The organism is Variovorax glacialis (assembly GCF_051216375.1).
Classification (GTDB): domain Bacteria; phylum Pseudomonadota; class Gammaproteobacteria; order Burkholderiales; family Burkholderiaceae_C; genus Variovorax.
Genome location: NZ_JBPJZT010000006.1, coordinates 186,795 through 208,673, shown reverse-complemented (window position 1 = coordinate 208,673; position 21,879 = coordinate 186,795). Strand labels below are relative to the sequence as shown.

At 66.9% G+C, this 21,879-nt stretch carries 25 protein-coding genes and 1 pseudogene; 9 read left to right on the top strand and 17 right to left on the bottom strand.

All coding sequences use genetic code 11. The features are described from left to right. Nucleotides 1-80 precede the first annotated feature (80 nt). Nucleotides 81-503, top strand: coding sequence for an RcnB family protein (locus ACSFBL_RS17880; protein ID WP_435517137.1), 423 nt, complete (start codon nt 81-83; stop codon nt 501-503). 9 nt (nt 504-512) lie between these two features. Here ACSFBL_RS17880 and ACSFBL_RS17875 read toward each other — a convergent pair whose 3' ends face one another. Next, nucleotides 513-761, bottom strand: coding sequence for a hypothetical protein (locus ACSFBL_RS17875; protein WP_435517136.1), 249 nt, complete (start codon nt 759-761; stop codon nt 513-515). A gap of 119 nt (nt 762-880) precedes the next feature. Further along, nucleotides 881-1,372, bottom strand: a complete 492-nt coding sequence (phaP, locus tag ACSFBL_RS17870) for a TIGR01841 family phasin (protein WP_435517135.1) — start codon at nt 1,370-1,372, stop codon at nt 881-883. 116 nt (nt 1,373-1,488) lie between these two features. Here phaP and ACSFBL_RS17865 point away from each other — a divergent pair, with 116 nt between their 5' ends. Beyond that, nucleotides 1,489-2,091 (top strand): TetR/AcrR family transcriptional regulator, encoded by a 603-nt coding sequence (locus ACSFBL_RS17865; RefSeq protein WP_435517134.1) that lies wholly within the window; start codon nt 1,489-1,491, stop codon nt 2,089-2,091. 200 nt (nt 2,092-2,291) lie between these two features. Then, nucleotides 2,292-3,196: pseudogene (locus ACSFBL_RS17860) on the top strand (alpha/beta hydrolase). Between the two features lie 27 nt (nt 3,197-3,223). Here ACSFBL_RS17860 and minE read toward each other — a convergent pair. The 5 genes from minE to ACSFBL_RS17835 all read right to left on the bottom strand — a co-directional run bounded on the left by minE (nt 3,224) and on the right by ACSFBL_RS17835 (nt 7,108). Beyond that, entirely contained in the window at nt 3,224-3,496 is a 273-nt protein-coding gene (gene minE, locus ACSFBL_RS17855) for a cell division topological specificity factor MinE (protein ID WP_028249800.1), read from the bottom strand. Nucleotides 3,497-3,499: 3 nt separating this feature from the next. Then, complete coding sequence (minD, locus tag ACSFBL_RS17850) at nt 3,500-4,315, bottom strand: septum site-determining protein MinD (RefSeq protein ID WP_435517133.1); 816 nt, start codon at nt 4,313-4,315, stop codon at nt 3,500-3,502. Nucleotides 4,316-4,370: 55 nt separating this feature from the next. Further along, the gene (gene minC / locus ACSFBL_RS17845) at nt 4,371-5,132 is read right to left on the bottom strand and encodes a septum site-determining protein MinC (RefSeq protein WP_435517132.1); all 762 of its coding nucleotides are present in this window, start codon (nt 5,130-5,132) and stop codon (nt 4,371-4,373) included. A 130-nt stretch (nt 5,133-5,262) separates the two neighbouring features. Next, nucleotides 5,263-6,627, bottom strand: coding sequence for a solute carrier family 23 protein (locus ACSFBL_RS17840; RefSeq protein WP_435517131.1), 1,365 nt, complete (start codon nt 6,625-6,627; stop codon nt 5,263-5,265). Between the two features lie 52 nt (nt 6,628-6,679). Then, a complete protein-coding gene (locus ACSFBL_RS17835) occupies nt 6,680-7,108 on the bottom strand; it encodes a PaaI family thioesterase (RefSeq protein ID WP_435517130.1) in 429 nt (142 codons plus the stop codon). Nucleotides 7,109-7,242: 134 nt separating this feature from the next. Between ACSFBL_RS17835 and ACSFBL_RS17830 the strand changes: the two genes are divergently transcribed. Both ACSFBL_RS17830 and ACSFBL_RS17825 read left to right on the top strand, forming a co-directional pair. Further along, nucleotides 7,243-8,502: an AsmA family protein gene (locus ACSFBL_RS17830; RefSeq protein WP_435517129.1), complete on the top strand. Its 1,260-nt coding sequence runs from the start codon at nt 7,243-7,245 to the stop codon at nt 8,500-8,502. A gap of 69 nt (nt 8,503-8,571) precedes the next feature. Beyond that, a complete protein-coding gene (locus ACSFBL_RS17825) occupies nt 8,572-8,961 on the top strand; it encodes a hypothetical protein (RefSeq protein ID WP_435517128.1) in 390 nt (129 codons plus the stop codon). Between the two features lie 16 nt (nt 8,962-8,977). Here ACSFBL_RS17825 and ACSFBL_RS17820 read toward each other — a convergent pair whose 3' ends face one another. The 3 genes from ACSFBL_RS17820 to ACSFBL_RS17810 all read right to left on the bottom strand — a co-directional run bounded on the left by ACSFBL_RS17820 (nt 8,978) and on the right by ACSFBL_RS17810 (nt 12,251). Further along, nucleotides 8,978-10,660: a methyl-accepting chemotaxis protein gene (locus ACSFBL_RS17820; protein WP_435517127.1), complete on the bottom strand. Its 1,683-nt coding sequence runs from the start codon at nt 10,658-10,660 to the stop codon at nt 8,978-8,980. A 133-nt stretch (nt 10,661-10,793) separates the two neighbouring features. Further along, nucleotides 10,794-11,519, bottom strand: coding sequence for an OmpW/AlkL family protein (locus ACSFBL_RS17815; RefSeq protein WP_435517126.1), 726 nt, complete (start codon nt 11,517-11,519; stop codon nt 10,794-10,796). A gap of 279 nt (nt 11,520-11,798) precedes the next feature. After that, a complete protein-coding gene (locus ACSFBL_RS17810) occupies nt 11,799-12,251 on the bottom strand; it encodes an FHA domain-containing protein (protein ID WP_435517125.1) in 453 nt (150 codons plus the stop codon). A 220-nt stretch (nt 12,252-12,471) separates the two neighbouring features. On the opposite strand from ACSFBL_RS17810, the gene ACSFBL_RS17805 reads away from it, so the two are divergent. Further along, nucleotides 12,472-13,011, top strand: a complete 540-nt coding sequence (locus ACSFBL_RS17805) for a DUF4136 domain-containing protein (protein WP_435517124.1) — start codon at nt 12,472-12,474, stop codon at nt 13,009-13,011. Nucleotides 13,012-13,018: 7 nt separating this feature from the next. Here ACSFBL_RS17805 and ACSFBL_RS17800 read toward each other — a convergent pair whose 3' ends face one another. The 5 genes from ACSFBL_RS17800 to ACSFBL_RS17780 all read right to left on the bottom strand — a co-directional run bounded on the left by ACSFBL_RS17800 (nt 13,019) and on the right by ACSFBL_RS17780 (nt 17,906). After that, nucleotides 13,019-13,633: an HAD family hydrolase gene (locus ACSFBL_RS17800; RefSeq protein ID WP_435517123.1), complete on the bottom strand. Its 615-nt coding sequence runs from the start codon at nt 13,631-13,633 to the stop codon at nt 13,019-13,021. Between the two features lie 33 nt (nt 13,634-13,666). Beyond that, nucleotides 13,667-14,083: a surface-adhesin E family protein gene (locus tag ACSFBL_RS17795; RefSeq protein WP_435517122.1), complete on the bottom strand. Its 417-nt coding sequence runs from the start codon at nt 14,081-14,083 to the stop codon at nt 13,667-13,669. 65 nt (nt 14,084-14,148) lie between these two features. Next, the gene (locus ACSFBL_RS17790) at nt 14,149-15,957 is read right to left on the bottom strand and encodes a feruloyl-CoA synthase (RefSeq protein WP_435517121.1); all 1,809 of its coding nucleotides are present in this window, start codon (nt 15,955-15,957) and stop codon (nt 14,149-14,151) included. 51 nt (nt 15,958-16,008) lie between these two features. After that, complete coding sequence (locus ACSFBL_RS17785; protein WP_435517120.1) at nt 16,009-16,968, bottom strand: 3-hydroxyacyl-CoA dehydrogenase NAD-binding domain-containing protein; 960 nt, start codon at nt 16,966-16,968, stop codon at nt 16,009-16,011. Further along, nucleotides 16,965-17,906, bottom strand: coding sequence for a beta-keto acid cleavage family enzyme (locus ACSFBL_RS17780; RefSeq protein WP_435517119.1), 942 nt, complete (start codon nt 17,904-17,906; stop codon nt 16,965-16,967). Before ACSFBL_RS17780 ends, ACSFBL_RS17785 begins: the two co-directional genes overlap by 4 nt. 104 nt (nt 17,907-18,010) lie before the next feature. Here ACSFBL_RS17780 and ACSFBL_RS17775 point away from each other — a divergent pair, with 104 nt between their 5' ends. Both ACSFBL_RS17775 and ACSFBL_RS17770 read left to right on the top strand, forming a co-directional pair. After that, nucleotides 18,011-18,736: a Crp/Fnr family transcriptional regulator gene (locus ACSFBL_RS17775; protein ID WP_435517118.1), complete on the top strand. Its 726-nt coding sequence runs from the start codon at nt 18,011-18,013 to the stop codon at nt 18,734-18,736. An 83-nt stretch (nt 18,737-18,819) separates the two neighbouring features. Continuing rightward, nucleotides 18,820-19,722 carry a dienelactone hydrolase family protein gene (locus ACSFBL_RS17770; protein ID WP_435517117.1) on the top strand — a complete coding sequence of 301 codons (903 nt, stop codon included), beginning with the start codon at nt 18,820-18,822 and terminating at the stop codon, nt 19,720-19,722. A gap of 26 nt (nt 19,723-19,748) precedes the next feature. On the opposite strand, the gene ACSFBL_RS17765 is transcribed toward ACSFBL_RS17770, so the two are convergent. Together ACSFBL_RS17765 and ACSFBL_RS17760 are read right to left on the bottom strand one after the other, a co-directional pair. Next, nucleotides 19,749-20,120, bottom strand: a complete 372-nt coding sequence (locus tag ACSFBL_RS17765; protein ID WP_435517116.1) for a hypothetical protein — start codon at nt 20,118-20,120, stop codon at nt 19,749-19,751. A 115-nt stretch (nt 20,121-20,235) separates the two neighbouring features. After that, complete coding sequence (locus tag ACSFBL_RS17760; RefSeq protein ID WP_435517115.1) at nt 20,236-20,772, bottom strand: hypothetical protein; 537 nt, start codon at nt 20,770-20,772, stop codon at nt 20,236-20,238. A gap of 137 nt (nt 20,773-20,909) precedes the next feature. Between ACSFBL_RS17760 and ACSFBL_RS17755 the strand changes: the two genes are divergently transcribed. Then, nucleotides 20,910-21,815 carry an RNA polymerase sigma-70 factor gene (locus ACSFBL_RS17755; protein WP_435517114.1) on the top strand — a complete coding sequence of 302 codons (906 nt, stop codon included), beginning with the start codon at nt 20,910-20,912 and terminating at the stop codon, nt 21,813-21,815. Nucleotides 21,816-21,879 lie beyond the last annotated feature (64 nt).

The following is a 21,879-nucleotide window of genomic DNA, read 5'->3' as shown; positions in this document are numbered from 1 at the left end:
TCGCGCGTACGTGCGCAGTGGGAGCGCGATACATGCGCATCCCACACTGAACTCCTCATCAACGCAGAAGGAGTTCCAGAATGATCAAGTCGAAGAGAATGGCCGTGGCCACTACAGCGCTGGCGATGTGCATGGCGGGAAGTGCCTTCGCGCAGGATCCCCGCTTCGATCGCGGCCCGGACCGCAATGACCGCAACGACCGGCAGGAGCAGCAATACCGCCGTCCGGACGGCCCGAACAACGGCTACTACCAGCAGCGCCATCAAGACTTTCGTCCCGGCGCGCAGTTCAGCCGTCAGGGCTATCCCAACCCACATGCCGAATGGCGCAGGGGCGGCCATGTGCCCAGTGAATACCGTGGCCGGAACTATGTCGTCAACGATTGGCGCGGACATCGCCTCTACCAGCCGCCGCGCGGCTACCAGTGGGTCGGTGTGGGCGGTGACTTCGTGCTGGCTGCGGTCGCCACCGGCCTGATCGCGCAGATCATCGTCGGCCAGTAATGGCCGCCTTCAGGTGGCGGTGGAGGGCGCCATCTGGGCGCACACGTTGCGCCCGGTGATCGTCAGGCGCAGCCCGCCGCCGTGCCATTCGAGCCAGTTGAGTCTCACGTAGGCATCGATGTCGTTGTCGTCGATCTGGTCGGCCTGATGCTGCTGGAGGTGACCGACCGTGGCGGGCAGGCCCTGCCGCAGTCGTTCACGATCCGCGGCTTCGGCAACTGCCTTGGGAGAGACGCGCGTCTGGGAATTCGATGCCATGGCTGATTCGATCTGATCGCTGAGGAAATCGCACCAATGTACGCTTCCTGAGAACTTCGTCACGGACCTTTTCCACAATCTGGCGCAGGGCAAACACCGAGACGCGTCTCGAAGGCGACTTACTTGGGCTGTTTGAGCAGCTTGCTGACCTCGTCCACGTTGTCCTGGATGCGGCGGCGCACCACGTCGAAAGCCTCGGCCTGCGACTTGGCCGCCATTTCCGACAGCTCACGGATGTCGTCGAGCGCCTGCTTGAATGCCGCCTTGCCCATGGCATCGAGCTTGGCGAGGCCCTCGCGCGGATCGGTGCCCTTCATGCCCTTCATCGTGCCTTGCCATTCCTGGATCGAGCTCTTGAGCATCTCGGTCTGGCGCTGGACGACGGCCTGCAGCCCCTGGTAGGACTTCTCGTTGGCCTGCACGAGCGCCTGCAGGTCCTTGCGTCCGCTTTCGACGATCGCTCCGGCGGCGCCTGCCAGCGGGAGGTTCTGCAGCCGTTCGGCCATGCCCTTGAGCGGCTTGACGAACGCTTCCTGCACGTCTTCCACGGATGGCCCGCCCATCGGCCGAGTCTTCTTGGCGGCGGTGGTGCTCGATTTGCTGGTTGCCATGGTGCGTAGTCTCCGGGTTTGTGTTGGGACTTCCACGATACGCCCACACCGTGGTCGGATGGAAGCCCCAGTCGCCGGAACTTGCTATTTCGCACGCGTGTGCTAAATTCCGCGCCATGGACGCCAAGACCCAGAAGAGCGAACTGACCCGCGCCGCCATCGTCGGCGCGGCGATGGATGTCGCCGCGGCCGAGGGCCTGGAGGCCATCACGCTGCAGGCGGTGGCCAGTCGCCTCGGCCTGTCCAAGAGCGGGGTCTTCTCCCGCGTCGGCTCGCGCGAAGCCCTCCAGAAGGCGGTCATCGAGGAATATGGGCGCCGCTTCCTCGCCGACGTGTTCGTCCCCGCCATGCAGAAGCCCAAGGGCCTGGCGCGCCTGAACGACATCGTCGAGCGCTGGATTGTGCGCATGCGCGACGTCGAGATCGAGAGCGGGTGCATCTACACCGCCGGCGCCTTCGAGCTCGACGACCGCGAGGGCGAACTGCGCGACCACCTCCTGGCGGAAGTGTCGCGGTGGCGGGCCGCGCTGCGGCGCACCGTGACCCAGGCCGTCGAGACGGGCGAACTCAAGTCCGACACCGACCCGGCGCAGTTGGTCGGTGAAATCTACGGGCTCGTGATCGGGCTGCTGCACGACGCCCGCTTCCTCCGTGACCCCCGCGCGGCGGACCGTGCCGTGCTGACCTGGCAGCGGCTGCTCGCCAGCTACAGGGCTTGAGCTTCAGGTTCGTTGCCAAACCGTTTTGATGCATGCACAGATTTCGCACATACGTGCGATAGATAGGAAAAACACCATGTTGATCGCTGCTCTGTTCCTCCTCGCCTGCGGGCTCGCAATGGGCATTCGCGCGCTTGTCGAGACGTTGCGCAGCCTCCCCGGAGGCAACGAAGACTGGGTCTGGTACTGAGGGAGCCGCCGTGACCACATCCAGCTCTGGCACGGCATCCAGCGCCGCTTCCAGCTACTACGGCGAGACACCTTGGATCCGCACGCTGCGTCTGGGGCTCGGCGCCTTCCAGCGCATCTGGCCGACGCTCGGGGTTCGCGCCGCCTACCGGCTCTTCGGCACGCCCTTGCCGCCCAAATGGCTGAATCGCCGCCACGGGCCAGACGCTCACTGGCATCGCCAGGCGTGGTCGTACGAGAACGCCAGCATCGGCATCTACACCCCGGCGGTCGTTCCCATGGACGCGCCGCTGGTACTGCTCGTGCACGGCTGGGGCGGCCATGCGGGCCAGATGTTGCCGCTCGCCAAGGCCATGGCGGGCGCGGGCTTCACGCCGGTGATGGTCGAAATGCCTGCCCACGGGCGCAGCGCCGGGACGGTGAGCAACCTGCCGCAGTTCGCCCGTGCGATCGACTACGTGGCGGCACGCCTGGTTCAGCGGGGCGACAAGCTCAAGGCGGTGGTCGCCCACTCGCTGGGCGCGAATGCGCTCGCCTACGCGGCCAGCCGTGGCTTGCCGGCCGAGCGGCTGGTGCTCCTGGCGCCTCCGGCGTCCCCTCATGAATTCACTCGCTACTTCGCGCAGGTGTTCGGTCTCACCGAGGGCACGCGGGCCGCCATGCAGCGCCTCATCGAAGCGCGGGAGGCGATCCTGATGCCGCTGCTGGAGCCGGCAGCCGTCGGTCCGCGCATCGGCCAGCGGACCCTGGTGGTTCACGACCGCGACGACCGGGTCAACCGCTTCGAGGACGGCGTGGCCTATCGCGACGCCATCGCGGGCGCGCAGCTCGTCGCCACGCAGGGCCTGGGCACCGTCGCATCCTGAAAGAAGCGGCGGTGTTGCAGGCTGTGGCCGCGTTCATCGCGCGGCCGTGAAAGTCGAGCGACCGGAAAGACGCCCGGTCAGCGCGCCGCGAGCGCGGCGTCCGGCAGTTCGATCTTGACCTGGAGCACTTCGAGGTCGTCCTGCTTCTCGAGGTGCACCTTGATGTCCTCGGCCTTGATCGACACGTACTTGGAGATCACCGCGATCAGCTCGCGCTGCAACTCCGGCAGGTAGTCGGGGCGCTTGCCGCCGAGGCTGCTGCGCTCGTGCGCGAGGATGATCTGCAGCCGCTCCTTGGCCACGCTGGCCGTCTTCTTCTTCTCGCCGAGCAGAAAGGAAAAGAGGGACATTGGCTACCTCGTTCCGAAGATTCGTTTGAAGAAGCCGGGCTTCTCGGCGTCGACGAAGCGCATGGGCTTCTCTTCGCCGAGGAAACGTGCCACCACGTCGGTGTAGGCCTGGGCCACGTCGGTGTCCTTGTCGTGGATCGCCGGCACGCCCTGGTTGGAAGCCTGCAGCACGCTTTCGGATTCAGGGATCACCCCGATCAGCTTGATGCGCAGGATGTCCTGGATGTCCTCCAGCGACAGCATCTGCCCGCCCGCCACGCGGTTGGGGTTGTAGCGCGTGATCAGCAGGTGCTCCTTGATGGGCTCGCCGCCTTCCTTCGCGCGCTTGGTCTTGGAACTCAGCATGCCCAGGATCCGGTCGGAGTCGCGCACCGACGACACCTCGGGGTTGGTCACGATCAGCGCCTCGTCGGCGAAGTGCATGGCCATCAGCGCACCGGTCTCGATGCCGGCCGGCGAATCGCACACGATGTAGTCGAAGCCCTGGTCGGCGAGCTCCTTCAGGATCTTCTCGACGCCATCCTGCGTCAGGGCGTCCTTGTCACGCGTCTGCGAGGCGGCCAGCACGAACAGGTTGTCGCACTGCTTGTCCTTGATGAGCGCCTGGCTCAGGTTCGCCTCGCCCTGGATCACGTTGATGAGGTCGTACACCACGCGCCGCTCGCAACCCATGATGAGGTCGAGGTTGCGCAGGCCCACGTCGAAATCGATCACCGCTGTCTTCTTGCCCGCGAGGGCGAGCCCCGATGCAAAGCTCGCGCTCGTGGTCGTCTTGCCGACGCCGCCCTTGCCCGAGGTCACCACCACAATTTTGGCCATTGCCATTCCTTCTTATGTTCGTTCGTTTCAGTTGTTCAGTTGGGCGCCCGCCGGGTCAGAGGATCGGATCCATCACGATCTTCTTGCCGTCCAGCGAAATCTGTGCCGGCTTGCCCGCGATTTCGGGGGGAAGGGCGACTTCGACCGTGCGGTAGATGCCGGCAATGGCCACGAGCTGCGCTTCCAGGCAGGTCGTGAAGATGCGCGCCTCGGTGTCGCCTCGCGCACCCGCGATCGCCTTGCCGCGCAACGGGGCGTAGACGTGGACGTTGCCGTCGGCGATGACTTCCGCGCCGAAGCTCACCACCGCGGTCACGATCACGTCGCCGCCGCGGGCGTAGACCTGCTGGCCCGAACGCAGGGGCTTGTCGATGATCAGCGTGCCGTTCGCCGGCACCGGCACTTCGCGGACGATCTGAGGTGCTTCGCTCACGGGCTCCGCCGGAGGCGCGGACGCCCGGGGCGGGGGCGCGACAGGCATCGCGGTGATCGAGAGGCCGGCCGCGCGGGCCGCAGCGTTCTGCGAATCGCTGCCGCCGCGGACGGCGACGGGCTGCGTCTGGTGGCGCGCGAGCAGGGCGCGCAGTGCCGTGAAGTCGAGTTCCGCCTCGGCTTCGGCCTCCTCATCCTGCAAAAGGGAAAGGTCGATGACCACCGGCTCCTGTTCGAAGAAGTCGGGCGAGTCCGCCAATTGGGCGTCGAGCGCCTCCGCCAGCACGTCGAGATCAGCCGTCTTGAGGATGACCGCGATCAGCGGCAGCGTTGCGCTCTTGAATTCGAATACCGCCTTGGTGCGCGCGGCGGAAGCATCGGCCATGGAATACGTAGGTACGAAAAGCGATGGAGTCTAACTGGCACTGGGTTCCGATGGACTCAAACGCTCGAATATGGATGACGGTGCACAACAGCTATTGCACGACGTTGCACTTTCCGTCGGTTGGCTGCCCTCAGTTGCGCGAGCGCCCCAGCAACGCGTAAAGCAGGATCGCGCCGAAGGTCGCCGTGCCGATGCCGCCGAGGGCGAACTGGCCGAACTTCAGCGTGAAATCGCCCGTGCCGAGGATCAGCGTGATCGCCGCCACGATGAGGTTCTTGTTCTGCGAGAAGTCGACGCGGTTGTCCACCCAGATCTTCGCGCCCGCCACGGCGATCAGGCCGAACACCACGATGCTCACGCCGCCCATGACCGCCAGCGGAATGGCCTGCACCAGCGCACCGAACTTGGGGCTGAAGCCCAGCACCAGCGCGATCAGGGCCGCGACGACGAACATCGCCGTCGAGTAGATCTTGGTCGCCGCCATCACGCCGATGTTCTCGGCGTAGGTCGTGACGCCCGTGCCGCCGAAAGCGCCGCTCACCATGGTCGCGACGCCGTCGCCGATGAAGGCGCGTCCCAGGTAGGGGTTGAGGTCGCGGCCGGTCATCGCGCCGACGGCCTTGAGGTGGCCGAGGTTCTCGGCCACCAGGATCACCGCCACCGGTGCGATCAGCAGGATCGCGTTGGCATCGAACACCGGCGACGAGAAGGTCGGCAGCCCGATCCAGGGCGCGGCGGCGAGCGCGGTCAGGTCGATCGGCTTGCCCAGCCCGAGACCGTTGGTCAGCACTGCGTAGATCAGGCTCGCGACGATCAGGCCCATGAGGATCAGCAGGCGCTGGATCATCCCGCGCGTGTACACCGCGATGAGACCCACGCACAGGAAGGTCAGCGCCTGGATCCACGTGTCGAAGCCCGTGGGCGCCATGTTCTTGATCGGCACGCTCGCCAGGTTGAGGCCGATCACCGCGACCACCGCGCCGGTGACCACCGGCGGCATCAGCCGCTCGATCCAGTGCACCGCGACGTCCTGCTCGACTTCCTCCACCTCGATGCCTTCGAGCCCGCGCACCGGTGCCCGCTTGGTGTGGCGCTCGTTGGTGAAGTGCACCAGCACGCCGATCAGCGCGTAGATGAGGCCGCAAGCGATGATCCCGCCCAGCGCCACGCCGAGATTGCCGTTCGGCCCCGAGCCCGAATAGCCGCTGGCCGCGATCACCACGCCGATGAAGGCAAAGCTCGATCCCAGGTAGCTGGGCACCCGGCCGCCCGTGATGAAGAAGAAGAGCAGGGTGCCGATCCCGCTCATCAGGATCGCGATGTTGGGGTTGAAGCCCATCAGGATCGGCGCCAGCACCGTGGCGCCGAACATCGCGATCACGTGTTGCACCCCCATGGCCGTGGTCTGCCCCCAGGAGAGGCGCTCGTCGGGCGCGACGACGGTCGCGGCGCTGGCTGTCACCTTGCGCCAGCGGGGAAGGTAGGAATCGCTCATGTCTTCTTCTCCTCGGTTGTTGTCTTGTCGGAGCGGTGCGGGTCGACCCCGCTCAACCGGCGCGCGGCGCCAGCACGGCCATGGTGATGCGCGAGACGCAGGTCAGCTCGCCGTCTTCGTTCGTCAGGTCGATCTGCCACACCTGCGTGGTGCGGCCGCGATGCACGGGCCGGGCCGTGCCGGTCACCCAGCCCTTCGAGGCGGACTTGAGATGGTTCGCGTTGATGTCGAGCCCGACCGCGCGATGGCCTTCCGGTGCCGAGTAGTGGGCGCCGCACGATCCCAGCGTTTCCGCCAGCACCACCGAGACGCCGCCATGGAGGATGCCGTAGGGCTGACTCGTGCGCTGGTCCACGGGCACGCGGGCCCGGATGAAATCGTCGCCGATCTCGAGGAATTCGATGCCGAGGTTCGACACCGCGGTGTCGACGTGGCTCCGGGTGAGTTCGTCGATCGAAATCTCTTTTTGCCAGATGCGCATGGGGTGTCTCCAGTTCTGATGGGTCAAAACTATAGCGATTGGCGGCAGAACGTCGCGCCTATGGCTGACAGTGTGATCGTCGGCACTCCGCCTAAGCTTGCCGCATGACGCGCGCTCGACGATGGATTGCCGGCGTGGCCGCCGCTGCGGTCGTGCTTGTCATCGGCCTCGCGGTGCTGGTTCGCACGCTCCTGCCGAGCGACGAACAGCTTGCGGCCGACCTGTCCGCGCGCTTCGAGAAGGCGTCCGGGATTGCCCTGCATGTCGGCGCGGTGCACTGGGCGCTTCGGCCTGCGCCCGTGGTGGTGCTGGAAGAGCTCGCCACCGTGCAGCCCAAGCCGATCACCATGCGCCGCGTCGTGATCCGGCCGCATCTCGCAGCCTTGTGGAATCGCAAGATCGCCATCGACACCGTGGAGATCGACGGGGCCGTGCTCCCACGCGCTTCCGTGCGTGCATTCCGCGGGCGCTGGCAGGCGGACGACGCCACCACCGTGCTCGCGGGCGCGTGGACGCTCGCGGAGATTCCGGTCGAACGCGTGCGCCTGCGCGATGTCGTGTGGATCGACCGCCGCGACATTGCATTGACCTACGACGCGGACATCCGCTTCGATCCGCGCTGGCGGCCGCGCGAGGCGCAACTCAGCCGGGCGGGTGTGACGCCGCCCGCGACCCTGCGCATCGAGCGCGAAGGCGATCAGGACCGCTGGCGCACGCTCGTCGACGTGGGCGGCGGCACGTGGAACGGAACGGCCGAATTGCAGGCGGCCGCACGGGACAGCCTGCGCCTGGCTGCGCAACTGGAGCCAAGGAACGTCGATGTGGGTGCGCTAGTCCAAGCCTTCGGCCGTCACAGCGCTGTGGAAGGCAAGCTCCAGGGGCAGACTTCGGTCAACACGGAGGGCAAGGACCTGACGGAACTCGCCCGCAACCTCCACACCCGCACACGATTCACCATCGCGCCTGCGACGTTGAAAGGCTTCGATCTCGCCAGGACGGTCAGCACCGGCCGCAGCAGCCGTGAAGGGCAAACGAAACTCGACACCCTCACGGGCACGCTCGACACCCAGGCCACCGACGAAGGCGTCATCTTGCGTTACATCGGCCTGAAGGCGCATTCGGGCGGGCTGACGGCGAGTGGCAGTGCCACGGTCATCAACCGGCGGCTCGATGGCGAAGCGGCGGTCGACATCGTCGACGGCGTTGTCGGCGTACCGCTCAAGCTCGGCGGCACGCTCGACGATCCGCAACTCTCGCTCACCGGCGCGGCGCTCGCGGGTGCGGCCGTCGGTACGGCGGTGCTGCCCGGCGTCGGCACCGCGCTCGGCGCGCGTATCGGCCAGCAGATGGACAAGCTGCTCGGCAAGGAAGACCCGAAGAAGAAGGGCCACTGAGGGTTTCCGTCGCTTCCGGCCGTCGATCAAAATGCCGGGTTTCGACGATCCAGCCATCAGAGGTGACCCATGCACGTCAGTTATTCGGTCTTCACGGAAACGAGTTTCTGGTTGATGGTGGTGATTTCCGTCGTGCTGCCCTTCGGCATCTACGGCGTGCTGATCGCCAAGAAGGCGATTTCACGGATGACCGTGCTCGTGCTCGGCTTTTCCCTGGTGGCCATTGCGGGCGTGGACGTCTTCTTCCTGCAGCGGCTGGCAACGACCGCGGCGGCCACGCCTTCGCTGGCAGACGATGTTCTCTTCGTGTCGGAATTGCGGGTGGCCCTCTACCTGCTGCCCGCGCTGTTCGCGGGCCTCGGCATCAACGTGATCTCCCACGTCATGACGACGCACCTGGTCGCCGCGGAGAGGCGTTTCGCCGAGCAGCAGGCGGACGAATCGACCTCGGAGGTGTGAAGGAACCCGCCGAGGCTCAGAACGCTTCCCAGTCGCCGCCGGCCGAAACTGCGGCGGCCACCGGCGCGGGCTTGCGCTGGGGTGTCTTAATCGGCTTCGGCACAGCGGGCGCTACGGCGGCTGCAGGGCGCTGCTTGGTGACCGACTGACCGCCTTCGAGCCTGAACACGCTCACGACCTGCGAGAGGCTGCCTGCCTGTTCCTGCAGCGATGCGGCGGCAGCAGCGGCCTCTTCGACCAGCGCCGCGTTCTGCTGCGTCACCTGATCCATCTGCGTGATCGCCTGGTTGATCTGCTCGATGCCCGAGGTCTGCTCCTGGCTCGCCGCGGTGATCTCGCCCATGATGTCCGTCACCCGCTTCACGCTGTCGACGATCTCTTCCATCGTCTTGCCGGCTTCGGCCACCTGCTTGCTGCCTTCCTCGACCTTCTCGACCGAGTCGCCGATCAGCGTCTTGATTTCCTTCGCTGCGGCTGCGGAGCGTTGCGCGAGGTTGCGGACTTCGGAGGCGACGACCGCGAAGCCGCGGCCTTGTTCACCGGCACGAGCCGCTTCGACAGCGGCATTCAACGCCAGGATGTTGGTCTGGAACGCGATGCCGTCGATGACGCCGATGATGTCCACGATCTTGCGGGACGACGCATTGATCGAGCCCATGGTGTCCACCACCTGCGAGACCACGCTGCCGCCCTTGACCGCGACTTCGGAAGCAGAGACGGCGAGCTGATTCGCCTGGCGCGCGTTGTCCGCGTTCTGCTTGACGGTGCTGGTGAGTTCTTCCATCGACGCGGCCGTCTGCTCCAGCGAACTCGCCTGCTCTTCGGTGCGCGACGACAAATCCTGGTTGCCCGTCGCGATCTGCGTGCTCGCGCTCGAAACATTCACGACCACCCCGTGCACCTGTTGCAGCGAGCCTTTCAACGCTGTGCGCATCCGGTCGATGGCGCGAAGCAGGTGCCCCGTCTCGTCATTGGCATAGCTCGTCTGCGGCAACCCCGTCAGGTCCATCCCGGCGATGGCCTGCGCCATCTTCTCGGCGCGGCGGAGCGGCCGCGTGATGCTGCGCGTGAGGAACCAGGCCATCAAGCTGCCCAGGGCCAGCGAAAGCGCCGTACAGACCGTCAGCAGTGTGCTGGTTTGCGCACGCAGTTCCTCGCCGCGCTGCGCGGCTGCATCGAGCTGCGCCCGCTGCAGGTCCACCATCTGCTGGACCCCTGCGAGGTAGTTGACCGAGGTCGGTTCGAAGCGCGAGGTGAACACGCGGTTGGCCCCTTCGAGGTCGCCCGCCAGCTTGAGCTTGCTGACTTCCTCGCGCGCCGCGAGGTACTCCTTGCGCAGCTCGCCGACCTTCTGGAACAACTGGCGCTCCTCGGGCGTGGTCATCTGGCCTTCGATGAATTTCTGAAGCTCGTTGGTGTCCTTGATGGACGTCGCAGTCGCCGGCGCGAAGTAGGCAATCAGGCTCGGGTCGCTGCTCTTGGCGATGGCGGCGGCGCGTTGCACGCCGGAGGTGGTGTGGCGCAGCCAGTCGGAGCCCGCGCGTTCGGTCTTAACGCTGTCATTGACCATGCTGTCGATTTCGACGCCAAGCTCGCGAAGCTTCAGCACCGCAACGACGCTGCTCGCGAGGAACAGGGCCAGGATGGCGCCCAGCACAAGGGCCAGGCGCCTGCCAATCGAGATATTGCTCAAGAACATGATCGTGATTCCGGAAGAAGGTGAGAGGTCGCAGACAGGGATATCGGCCGAAAGCCGACAAACTTGAAGGGATCTCCCGCATGCTTCTCACGCATGTCGAGCGGGGATGCGAACCGGTGCGGTTCGCGGGGGCTCAGAACTTGTAGGTCACCGAAAGGTACGGGACGATCGGATTGACCTTGAGGCTGGACTGGCTCTGGGCCACCGGCAGGCCTGCCACCGAGGTGGTGAGCTTGGCTGTGGTCTTCAGCGGGATGTACGACACCGAGAAGGCCATGCCCCAGTGCTCGTCGAACTGGTAGGCGGCACCGACGTTGAAGACGGCCGAGAAGGAGCTGTCGAGTTTCGCCGTGGTCGACGACAGGCCGACGGGCGCGCCGATCCGGTTGGCGAGGGCGCCCTGCAGGCCGGGGGTGAGCTTCACGTCGTTGTACCAGACGTAGGTCGCGCCGAGGCCGACGAAGGGACGGAGCTTGGCATCGCCTTCGAGGAAATAGTATTTGGCCAGCAGCGTGGGGCTCCACTGGCGCGCTTCGCCGAGTTCGCCGATGGGGGCCAGCGTGCCGGCGCCCTGGAGTCTGAACTTCGGCGGGATGCCGATCACGCCTTCGACCGCCCAGTGGCTGTCGATGAAATAGGTGGCGTTGAGGCCCAGCGTGTCGGAGTTGTCGACGGTGGCGCCGGAACCTGGCACCACGGCCACGCGTGGCGCGGTGAAGGTCAGGGGTTCGCTGGAATCACGCGGGGCGAAATGCAGCCAGCCGGCGCCGACTTGCCAGTCGCCAGCCTTTTGCGCCAGCGCGCTGCCCGATCCGAACGCGGCAACGGCAGCCAGCGCAAACAGTTTTGTCTTCGTCATGTAGTTCACATCTAGGTTGGGGGAGTCTTTAGGATACGGTGCCGTTTAATTAGTTTGCCTCGGCCTGTCGCCTGTGCAACACGGGCCGGCAAAGGGGTACGGCGACCGAGCCAGCACTCACTTTACGCCCGTGGGGCCGAAAGGCAGCGACAGACCTGAAGATGTCGGACCCTGAATTTTTTCCCTTGACCGCCGATATGGAGGCTGGTTCTCCAGGGATCTTCTGACCAGGGATCATTTGGCCCGCCTCGTGCGGGCCTTCTTTTGCCTGTTGCCGGATCAGGACCGTCGCTCGGCCGACCCGTAGCGGCGCCGCGCCTCGTGCCGCGCCAAGCTGCCTTGCCGGAAGAAGGTCGCCCAGTCGCTGCGCTCGCGTGCGTCGATGTCGTTGAGTTCGTCGGGGACGGTCACCAATCGCAGCGCGTCCTCGCCCGGCAGCCGCCGCGACGAATCGAGGAAGCGGAGCCGGCATTCACCCACGCCGATCGCGTCGCCGTTCCTCAACGCACGTTCCACGACGCGCGCCTGGTTCACGAAGGTGCCGTTGCGGCTCGCCATGTCGCGCACGACGAAGCGCTCGCCCGTCCACCGGATGGCCGCGTGGTGGCGGCTCACCCCGAGGCTGTCGATGTACACGCCGCACGTCGGGTCGCGTCCGATCGTCGTGATCGGTCCCTTGATGTTGACCTGCCGGACGCTGCCGTGCGGGGTCAGGACGATGAGTCTGGGCATTTCGCTCTCACTGCTCGATGGTTGGAAGTGCTTGCATTTCGGCGGCCTGTCTCGTTTCCTGAAGTGCCGCGGTCCATCGGCCGCGAAGTTGCCCAAGGGAGTCGCTGAAAGTGCGACATCCGTCGCGATGACGGCATGAAAAAGGCCCGCGAGGGGCGGGCTGTACCATCGTTCGAGCGGCAACCCCGCCGCCTGCAACCGGACTCGAACTGGAGCGAACATGATTGGAAGATTCCTTGCCGTCGTCCTTGCCATGCTGCTGGCAGCCTGTGCAAGCACAGCGGACGTCAAGACCGACTTCGACGCGCAGGCCCCGTTCGCCAGCTATCGCAGCTACAACTGGATCACACCGCCTGCCGGCACCGACACCCTGATGCCCCAAAGCGTCGTCGCAGGCATCAACGCGCGCCTGCAGGCGGCAGGATGGAAGCTGGCCGCGGAAGGCGACGTTCACGTCGCTGCGCACGTGACGCGGGTCCAGGGCCAGAACTTCAACAATTTCTACAGCGGCATCGGCCACGATCTCAACTGGCTGGGCGTCGGCAGCGGATGGCCGGGCTACACCACGATGTCCGTCGACGACTACGAGCGGGGCACCCTCGTGGTCGACATGTTCGACGCGCGCACCAAGCGCGCGATCTGGCGGGGCAGCGCGACCGGCGTCCTCCCGGACGACCGCTCTCGCCTCAACGCGGCCGTTGAATCGGCACTCGACAGGCTGTTCGCCGGCTTTCCGCCGAAGGGCCCTGCCGGGCGCTGACGGGCGATCAGTCGAGGCCGCGAGCCGCGAGTTCTGCCGAGAGCGCGGCTGCGCTGGTGAACTCGCAGGCCTGCAGGCCGGCGTCGAGCGCACCGGTCACGTTCGCTTCGACATCGTCGATGAAGAAGGTCTCGGCGGCCGGCACGCCCAACGCCTCGAGGCAGCGCAGATAGGCTTGCGGTGCCGGCTTGGTCGCGCCGAACGATGCCGTGGCGAAGATGGCCTCGCCGAACAGCGAGGCCACCTCCGGGCACAGGGTGTCCATGTGCAGTGCGAGCAGGCGGCAGTTGTTGGTGAGGATCGCAATCCGCCGGCGCGTCGATACGATCTGCGCGAGGCGAAGCACCTCGGGATCCAGCGTCATGGCCGCGCGCCGCGCGTCCAGCCAGGCGTCGAGCGTAACGGTGGTGCCCAGGTGCCGGCCGAGCTCGGCCAGATAGTCTTCGTCGCCGATCAGGCCCGCATCGGCCCGCGATTCGAGGCCGGTGCCCCAGATGACATGGCGAACCGCCTCCGCGCTGCGGTGCGTCGATGCGGCAAGGTGCTCGACGCGCGCGGCGCGGTCGTAGTGGCACAGCACGCCATCCAGGTCGAACAGCACCAGTGAGATCGCTGCGCCCATGAGCCGTCCCGGCAAAGCGCTTTTCGAGGAACGCTAGCCCGTGGCCTGGCAGGCCGCACGGATGATGCGGTTCGTCGGATTGGGCTCGACGTCGACGAACAACATCGGCCGTGGATTCGCCGCGTAGTCGGTCACCTTGTGCGGCGGCCCGTTCCACAGCGGGGTCGGGTAGAAGGTCGCGAACAGGTACTCGGCCTTGCGTGCGCGACAGTCGAAGACGACCCGGGATTCGTACGAGCGGTAGGGCACCTTTTCCCAGTTCGTGCGCTGCCTGGCGCGGCTCACGCGCACGTTCATGGTCTTCAGCGTGCCGTTTGTCCTGATCGCGACGGGGTCGACCTCCACCGTGTCCACGGACGCATCGCGCGGATTGCCTGTCACGGTGAACCAATTGGTCTGAGCCTGGGCCTGGCAAGCTATCAGGCCAAGCAGCACGAGCCACCTTCTCACGTCGATTTCCTTTTGCTGCCGATTCCTTCCGAATTCTAGCCAGCGGTCCGACGCCAGACGCCCCCTCAGGCGACCCGCACCACCTCCGAATGAGGGCCGCCGTAGAGCCGCTCCACCTCGGCTGCGCGCCGTGTCAGCACGGCCCGCTGGTTGATGTAGCCCTTGTCGGTGATCTCGCCGGCGTCGATGTCCGGCGGGGAGCCGAGCACCAGCGCCCGGACTGGGCATTGCGACGAGCCACCACCCGCGTCGCGCAGCTCGCGCATCACGCGTTCCAGCGCCGCATGCCACGCCTCGCGTGCTGTCGGCCCGCCCTGCGGACTGGGAAACACCAGCATGCCGACCTGATCCCGATCGTGGCCGGTGATCACGACGTCCTGCGCCAGCGGCGCGAGCCGCGAGACCAGGTCGACGCGCAGCGTGCCCACCGACACCCAGGTTCCGCTCGTGAGCTTGAAATCCTCGGCCACGCGGCCGTGGAACATCACGCCGCATTCGGGGCGCGTCGAATCCGCGAGGAAGCCGGCATCGCCGATCCGGTAGTAGCCCTCGTCGTCGAAGGCTTCGGACGTCTCGCGCGGCGCGTTGCGATAGCCCGGAAACACCGACACGCCCTTGACCCGCATCTCCAGCTTGTCGCCATTGGGGACGAACTTCAGCTCCAGCCCGGGCAGGGGCGCGCCGATGCAGCCGGCCCCTTCGAGCCGCCAGTGCGCGGAGGTGATGGCGGGCGAAGTCTCGGTGGCGCCCCATGAAGTGGTGAGCCACAGTGGCCGGGCAGGCCGGGCGCGCCGGGCAACGGCCTCCAGCCGCTGCCAGGTCGAGGGCGCGAGCGCCGCGGCCGCGTAGAAGGCCAGGCGAAGGCGCGACATGACCTCCGCCGCCAGTGCGCCGTCGGCTTCGAGGAAGGGCAGCAGCATGTCATAGCCGCGCGGCACGTTGAAGAGCAGCGTGGGCCTGACCTCGCGCAGGTTGCGCACCGTCTTCTCGATCAGTCCCGGCGCGGGCCGCCCCTCGTCGATGTAGAGCGCGCCGCCGTGGCACAGCACCATGTTGAAGTTGTGGTTCGCGCCGAAGGTATGGCTCCAGGGCAGCCAGTCGACCAGCACCGGCTTCTCGTCCTCCAGGAAGCGCCAGGTCTGGGCCATCATCTGCTGGTTGGCGCACAGCATGCGGTGCGTGTTGATCACGACCTTCGGCTTGCCCGTCGAGCCGGAGGTCAGCAGGTACTTGGCGTGGTCATCGGGAAGGATCGCCTCGAAGGCCGCCAGGACGGACGGTGTCTCCTGCGCCTGCGTCAAACGGTCGAAGGGCAGGGCGCGGGCATGGGCATCGGTATTGCGGCTGAACACCTTGACCGCGTCGACGTCGCAGCCCGACAGGGACGGGCCGTAGACCTTCGCGTCCGAGGCGTAGATCAACGCTGGATCCAGCGCGCGCAGCATGCCGTGCAGCCGCGTCGGATCCTTCGCCATGCGCGAATAGGCGCTGGACAGCGAGCAGGCCGTGCGGCCGATGTGCATCGTCGCCAGCATCAGTACGGCGTGGTCGATCGCGTTGTCCGAGAGGATTGCCACCGGCCGGTTCTTCGGGATGCCCATGTCCAGCAGGCTTTGCGCCACGGCGCCCACGACCCGGCGCAAGGCGCGGTAGTCGAGCTTGCGCCAGCCTTCGCCGCTGTCGTCGCGTTCGGCCAGCGCCAGCGCGTCCGGTGTTTCCCGGGCCCAGCGTTCGAGCCATTCGCCGATGCAGCGGGCGTAGGGCTTGAGCGCGACCGGCGAGCGCAACGCGAAGGAGCCGTCGTCGAAATCGATGCGCACCGTGCGCGGCGGCGCGAGCTGGCGCTCGTCGTCGAAGAAGGCGGGCGTGGTCATGATCTTGTTGTCTCCTTGAGGTCCACATCCGCCATTCCGGATGGGGCCGAATCACACGGGGTCGTCGAGGCCGGGAGCCAGCTTCTTCTCCTTGATCAGGTTCAGCAACAGGGTATCGCGCGCGGCCTCGATATCGGCGGTGCGGCGCTCGCCCAGTTCGGCCGCCACGCCTTCGGTGACTTGCTGCTTCAGTTCGGCCGTCATGGTCGGCGAGCCGAGGTCGCGCCACCAGTCTTCGATCGGTCCGCCAAGGTGGTCGAGCAGGTGCGCGATGCCGCCGGCGCCGCCCGAGAGATGGAGGTTCATGAACGGCCCCATCACCGCCCAACGCAATCCGGGCCCCTGCGCGATGGCCGTATCGATGTCCGCCACGGAGGCTACGCCCTGGTCCACCAGGTGGAAGGCCTCGCGCCAGAGAGCGGCCTGCAGCCGGTTCGCGATGTGGCCCTTCACCTCGCGCTTCACGTGGATTGGCCGCTTGCCGATCGCGCTGTAGAACGCCATCGTGCGTTCGACGGTTTCGGCCGAGGTGTGCTCGCCGCCGACCACTTCCACGAGCGGAATCAGGTGCGGCGGATTGAAGGGATGCCCGAGCACCACGCGCTCGGGATGCTGGCAGGCGGATTGCACGCCGGTGATTGCGAGCCCCGACGAACTCGATGCGAGCACGGTGCGCGGCGGCGCGGCGGCGTCCATGCGGCGGAACAGATCGATCTTGATGTCCATGCGTTCCGGCCCGTTCTCCTGCACGAAGTCGGCGCCCGCCACCGCGTCTTCCAGCCGCTCGTGAAAGCGAAGCCGTTCGACCGTCGCGCCGTCCGCCAGCCCGAAGCGTTGCATCGTCGGCCAGTGCTGCGCGACGGCCGCGCGCAGGCGCGCCTCGGCGCCGGGTGAAGGATCGGTGGCGTCCACATCGAGACCCTGGGCAAGGAAGTACGCCGCCCAGCTCGCGCCGATCACGCCGGTGGCGACCACCGCAACGCGCCGCACTGCCGACGCCGGCGCGCTCATCGCAGGTTCCGTCCGGGAGCGGCGGGAGCGAAGTCGGGCACCGGCAAGCCCCTGCGCGGCAGGCCCATCATGTCGCGCGCCTCGGCGGGCGTGGCGGGCTCCATGTCCATCTCGCGGATGATCCTCACGATGCGCTCGGTGAGCTGCAGGTTGGTGGCCAGCTCGCCGTGGCGGAAGTACAGGTTGTCTTCCAGCCCCACGCGCGCATGGCCGCCGAGCAACAGTGCGCTGATGTTCGCCTCCAGCTGCGAGGGCCCGATGCCGCTCACGCAGAAGATCGCGCCCTTGGGCAGCGTGTCGACCATCATCTGCAGATGCCGCGGCGAAAAGGGCATCGCGTTCTGGAAGTTGCGATGCACGTTCATCACGAGGTTGATGAAGTAGGGCGCCTCGTCCAGCCCTTCGTTGATCAGCGTGGTCGTGTCCTGCAGGATGTGCGTGGGGCTGAACACCTCCCACTCGGGCTTGATGCCGCGCGCCTTCATCCCGGCTGCCAGCTCGCGGCCCTTCGACAGCGGCGTGTCCATCAGGATGTCGCGGCCCTCGAACGAGAGGTTGAGCGTGGTCGCGTCCAGCGTGCACATCTCGGCGCCGGCGTCCATGCCCTTGATGCGCTCTTCCCACGCGATCTCCCAGCGGTTGCCCGGCAGCGGCTTGACCATGTCGCCGTGCACGCCGCCGCCCGTGGAGTTGTTGATCACGATGTCGCAGCCCGCCGCGCGGATGCGCGTGTTGATGTCGCGGTAGACGTCCGCGTTGCAGGTCGCGCCGTCGTCGGGCCGGCGCGCATGGATCGCCGCGACGCTGGCACCGGCGTTCCAGCAGCGGACCACGTCGTCGGCGATCTCGGCCGGCTGGGTGGGCAGGTGGGGGTTCTGCGACTTGTGCGCCATCCCGCCCGTGGGGGCGATGGTCACGATCACCTTGCGCTTCGACATGAGGTTTCTCCTGTGAACAGCGGGGTATTATTTTTGGCTGCCTCCGCCCTGGCAGTCATCGCGACGACATTTGGGATCAGGGTTTACGAGGCGCCGGAGCATTCATGCATCACCACAAGCCGACCGGGAGACAACAGGCGGCATCCCTTTCGCTTTCCATTCCCACGCTGCTGGCGTTGTCGGGCTGGTTTCCCCATCTGGACCCCGAGGCGCAGGCGCGCGTGCTCGAAGACATGCGCGAGGAACACGTCGCCGCCGGCGCGGCGCTGTGCCGCCGCGGCGAGACGCCGCTGCACTGGTACGGCACGCTGGAGGGCCTGCTCAAATGGTCGCTCACCTCGGACGACGGCCGCTCGGTGACCTTCGGCGGCCTGTCGGTCGGCAGCTGGTTCGGCGAAGGCACGCTGCTGCGCGCCGTGCCGCGCACCGCCGACATCATCGCGCTGCGCGACAGCCGCGTCGCGGTGCTGCCGGTCGACACCTTCGAGTGGCTGCATCGCACGCAGATGAGTTTCAACCACTTCCTGCTGGTGCAGATCAACGAGCGCCTGCACTGGTTCATGGGCAACTATGCGGCGCAGCGCCTGCTGGATGCGGACAGCCAGGTGGCGCGCGCGCTGGCCGGGCTGTTCCATCCGTGGCTGCATCCGCTGGGGCAGACGCACCTGGAAACTTCGCAGGAAGAGATCGCGAACCTGTCGGGCCTGTCGCGGCAGCGGTGCAACGCCGCGCTGAACCGGTTGCGGGAAGCAGGGCTGCTGCGGATCGAGTACGGCGGGATCACCGTGATCGACCTCGGAGGGTTGCGCCGCTTCGTGGACCAGATCTAGCGCCTGCATGCCTGCAGCGGGCGCTCGCGCAGCAGGCCATGTTCCCGGCTATGCTGCGCCACTTCACGTCGCCAAGGACCCACATGCCGCCTCGCCTCACCGCCCGGGATTTCGACCAGGAGCTGCTCATCCTCTTCGATGCCTACGTTCATGGCGACCTGGACCGGCGCTCGTTCCTGAATCAGGCGAAGAAGTTCGCCAAGGCCGGCGTCGCGGCCACGACCTTGCTGACGGCGCTGAGCCCCGATTTCGCAGCCGGGCAGCAGGTACCGCCCGGCGATCCGAGACTGAAGGTGGAGCGAGTGAGCTATCCGTCGCCTTCCGGCAGCGGCACGGTCAAGGGCTACCTCGCGCGCCCAGCGAATGCCGGCGACAAGCGCCTGCCGGCGGTGCTCGTCATCCACGAGAACCGCGGCCTCAATCCGCACATCGAGGACATCGCGCGGCGCCTGGCGCTCGACGGCTTCATGGCCTTCGCGCCGGACGCACTGACACCGCTCGGCGGCTACCCCGGTGACGAGGACAAGGCGCGCGAAGCCTTCGCCAAGCTGGACCAGGCGCATGCCCTCAATGACTTCCTGGCGGCCGCCACCTGGCTTCGGTCGCGGCCCGATGCCACGGGCAAGCTGGGCGCAGTCGGTTTTTGCTACGGCGGCGGCATGGTTCACCAGCTGGCGATCCGGTTGCCTGACCTCGATGCGGGCGTACCCTTCTACGGCAACACGCCTGCACCCGCGGAAGCGGCCAAGGTCAAGGCACCGCTGCTCATCCAGCGTGCCGAAGTCGACGAGCGGATCAATGCGGCATGGCCAGCCTACGAGGCGGCCCTGCGTGCCGCAGGCGTGCGGTTCACGGCCTATCAGTACCCCGGGACCCAGCACGGCTTCAACAACGACACCACCCCGCGCTACGACGCGGCGGCCGCCCAACTGGCGTGGTCGCGCACGGTCGCGTTCCTGAAGGCACAGCTGGAAGGCGCCGGCTAGCGCCCGGCCGCATCACGCGGCCATGATCACTGGGAGATGGGCCTCGAGCCGTCCGCAGGCAGAACGATCGTCGAATCGCCGTCGGGCGAGGTGATCGTGGTCGAGTCGCTCCGCGGCAGCGGCGCGTTGTCGGGAATCACGACCGTCGCCCGGCCACCCGGCGACTGGACGTCGATGGTCGGGGCGACGCCGCCCTGGCTCTGGTCCATGGCGCGACCCGCGTCGCGTATGCAGGCGTCCCGCGCCGGGCGCGGCAGGTTGCCGCTGTTGCAATACGCCACCGCCCGGTTGTAGCGCTGCGTCGCCGCATCGGGATCGTAGGCGGACTGGGCGAGCGCACCCACGCTGGTCACGAGTGCGGCGCAACAGATTGCGGCTTGCGTGCGGAAACGAGTCAAGTGCTGCTCCTTGCGATCCACGGTGTAGCTCGCCAGCGACATGCTAAGAGTCGGGCGTGATCGGCACAAGCCCGGCCCCGGCGCGGTCCCTGGCCGCCGGCCGCGACCGGCGACCCTAACGGTAGATGACCGCTCGCCGGTAGCCCCGCCGCGCAACCCCGGCGTACGACAAGGGCGTCAGCGGCATGCCGATCACGTCGATGAAGAGCGAGACCTCGGCGCTCTTGGCGGGAACCTTACCGTCCAGCACCCTGATCGTGTAGGACAGCGTGTCGCCCTTCAGCGCGGGCGACTGCAGCACCGCCACGATCTGGTGGAGCGTGCTGCCCTCGACCATCGAGATGTCGGCGTTGGGCGGATCGCTCAGAAAGCTGTCCTTGCCCATCCCCTTGGTCCAGAACGGGACGAAGGCGGCCGTCTGCATGTTGCCGGCGATGCGCTCGGGACGATCGCTGAAGAACACGGTGACCGGGCTGACACCCTTCAGCGTCAGGAGGCCGGTCGCCTTGTCATAGGTCATCGCCTTGGCCGTCTGCACGAACAGGAAGTCGGCCTGCTTCACGCCGTCGGCGGTCTGCGCCAGGGCGGACGTCAGCGTCGACGCCGAGGCGAGCAAGGTTGCGGAAGTCACGATGCTGCGACGAGTCGTCATGAAAAGGCCCTGATGCGTTGCGTTGATGCGTCCTTCCTGGTCATTGTGGGCGGGCCGGGCCGGCAAATCCAGTCGAATTGCAGCGGTGGCATCGCCCGGCGCTGTCACAAAATGGCGATGCCGAACGTCTACGCACGATGAACGACGCCACCGACACCTTCACCCGCCTTCGCCCTCGCCTGCAGGGCATCGCCTACCGCATGCTCGGCTCATCGGCCGAGGCCGAGGAAGTGGTGCAGGACGCCTGGCTGCGCTGGCACGAGGCCGAGCAGGAGCGTCTCGACAGCACCGAAGCCTGGCTGGTCGCCGTCACCACGCGTCTTGCCATCGACCGGCTTCGCTCCGCGAAGGTCCAGCGCGAGCACTACATCGGCACCTGGCTGCCCGAGCCGATGCTGACCGAATCGCCGAGCACGCCGGAACAGATGCTGGAGCGCGCCGACGACGTGTCGATCGCCTTCCTCGCCGTGCTGGAGCGGCTGGCCCCCGAGGCCCGCGCCGCCTACCTGCTGCGCGAGGTCTTCGACACCGACTACAGCGAGGTGGCCAGCACCCTGGGAAAGAGCGAGAGCGCATGCAGGCAGCTCGTCCACCGAGCCAAGGAGCAACTGAAGGACCAGCGGCCCCGCCACGTGGTGCCGCGCGATGCGCAGCTTCGCCTGCTGCGAGGGTTTGCCGATGCCGCGACCCGCGGCGAGTTCGCCGCGCTGAAGGCGATGCTGGCCGACGACGCGCAACTCATCGGCGACGGCGGCGGCAAGGTGCCCAGCTTCGGCGTGCCGCTGGTGGGCGGCCAGCGCATTGCCCAGCTTTACCTGGCGGGCAACCTGCGCCACGGGGACTCGGTCCGCTACGAGGTCGTCCTGCTCAACGGTGAGTGGGGCTTGCTGCGCTTCATCAACGGCGAGCTCGAGTCCGCGCAGGCCATCGAGACCGACGGCGGGCGCATCGTGCGCATTCATGCGCAGCGCAATCCCGACAAGCTGGCGCGCATCGTTGAGGCACTGGGTCTCCGGGCCGCCGACGCCCCTCGGCCGCGCTAGAAGAAATCTTTTGCCAGCCCGTCACAACCGGCGGTCGTGGAACGTCTTTCAGGGGTGGATGGTT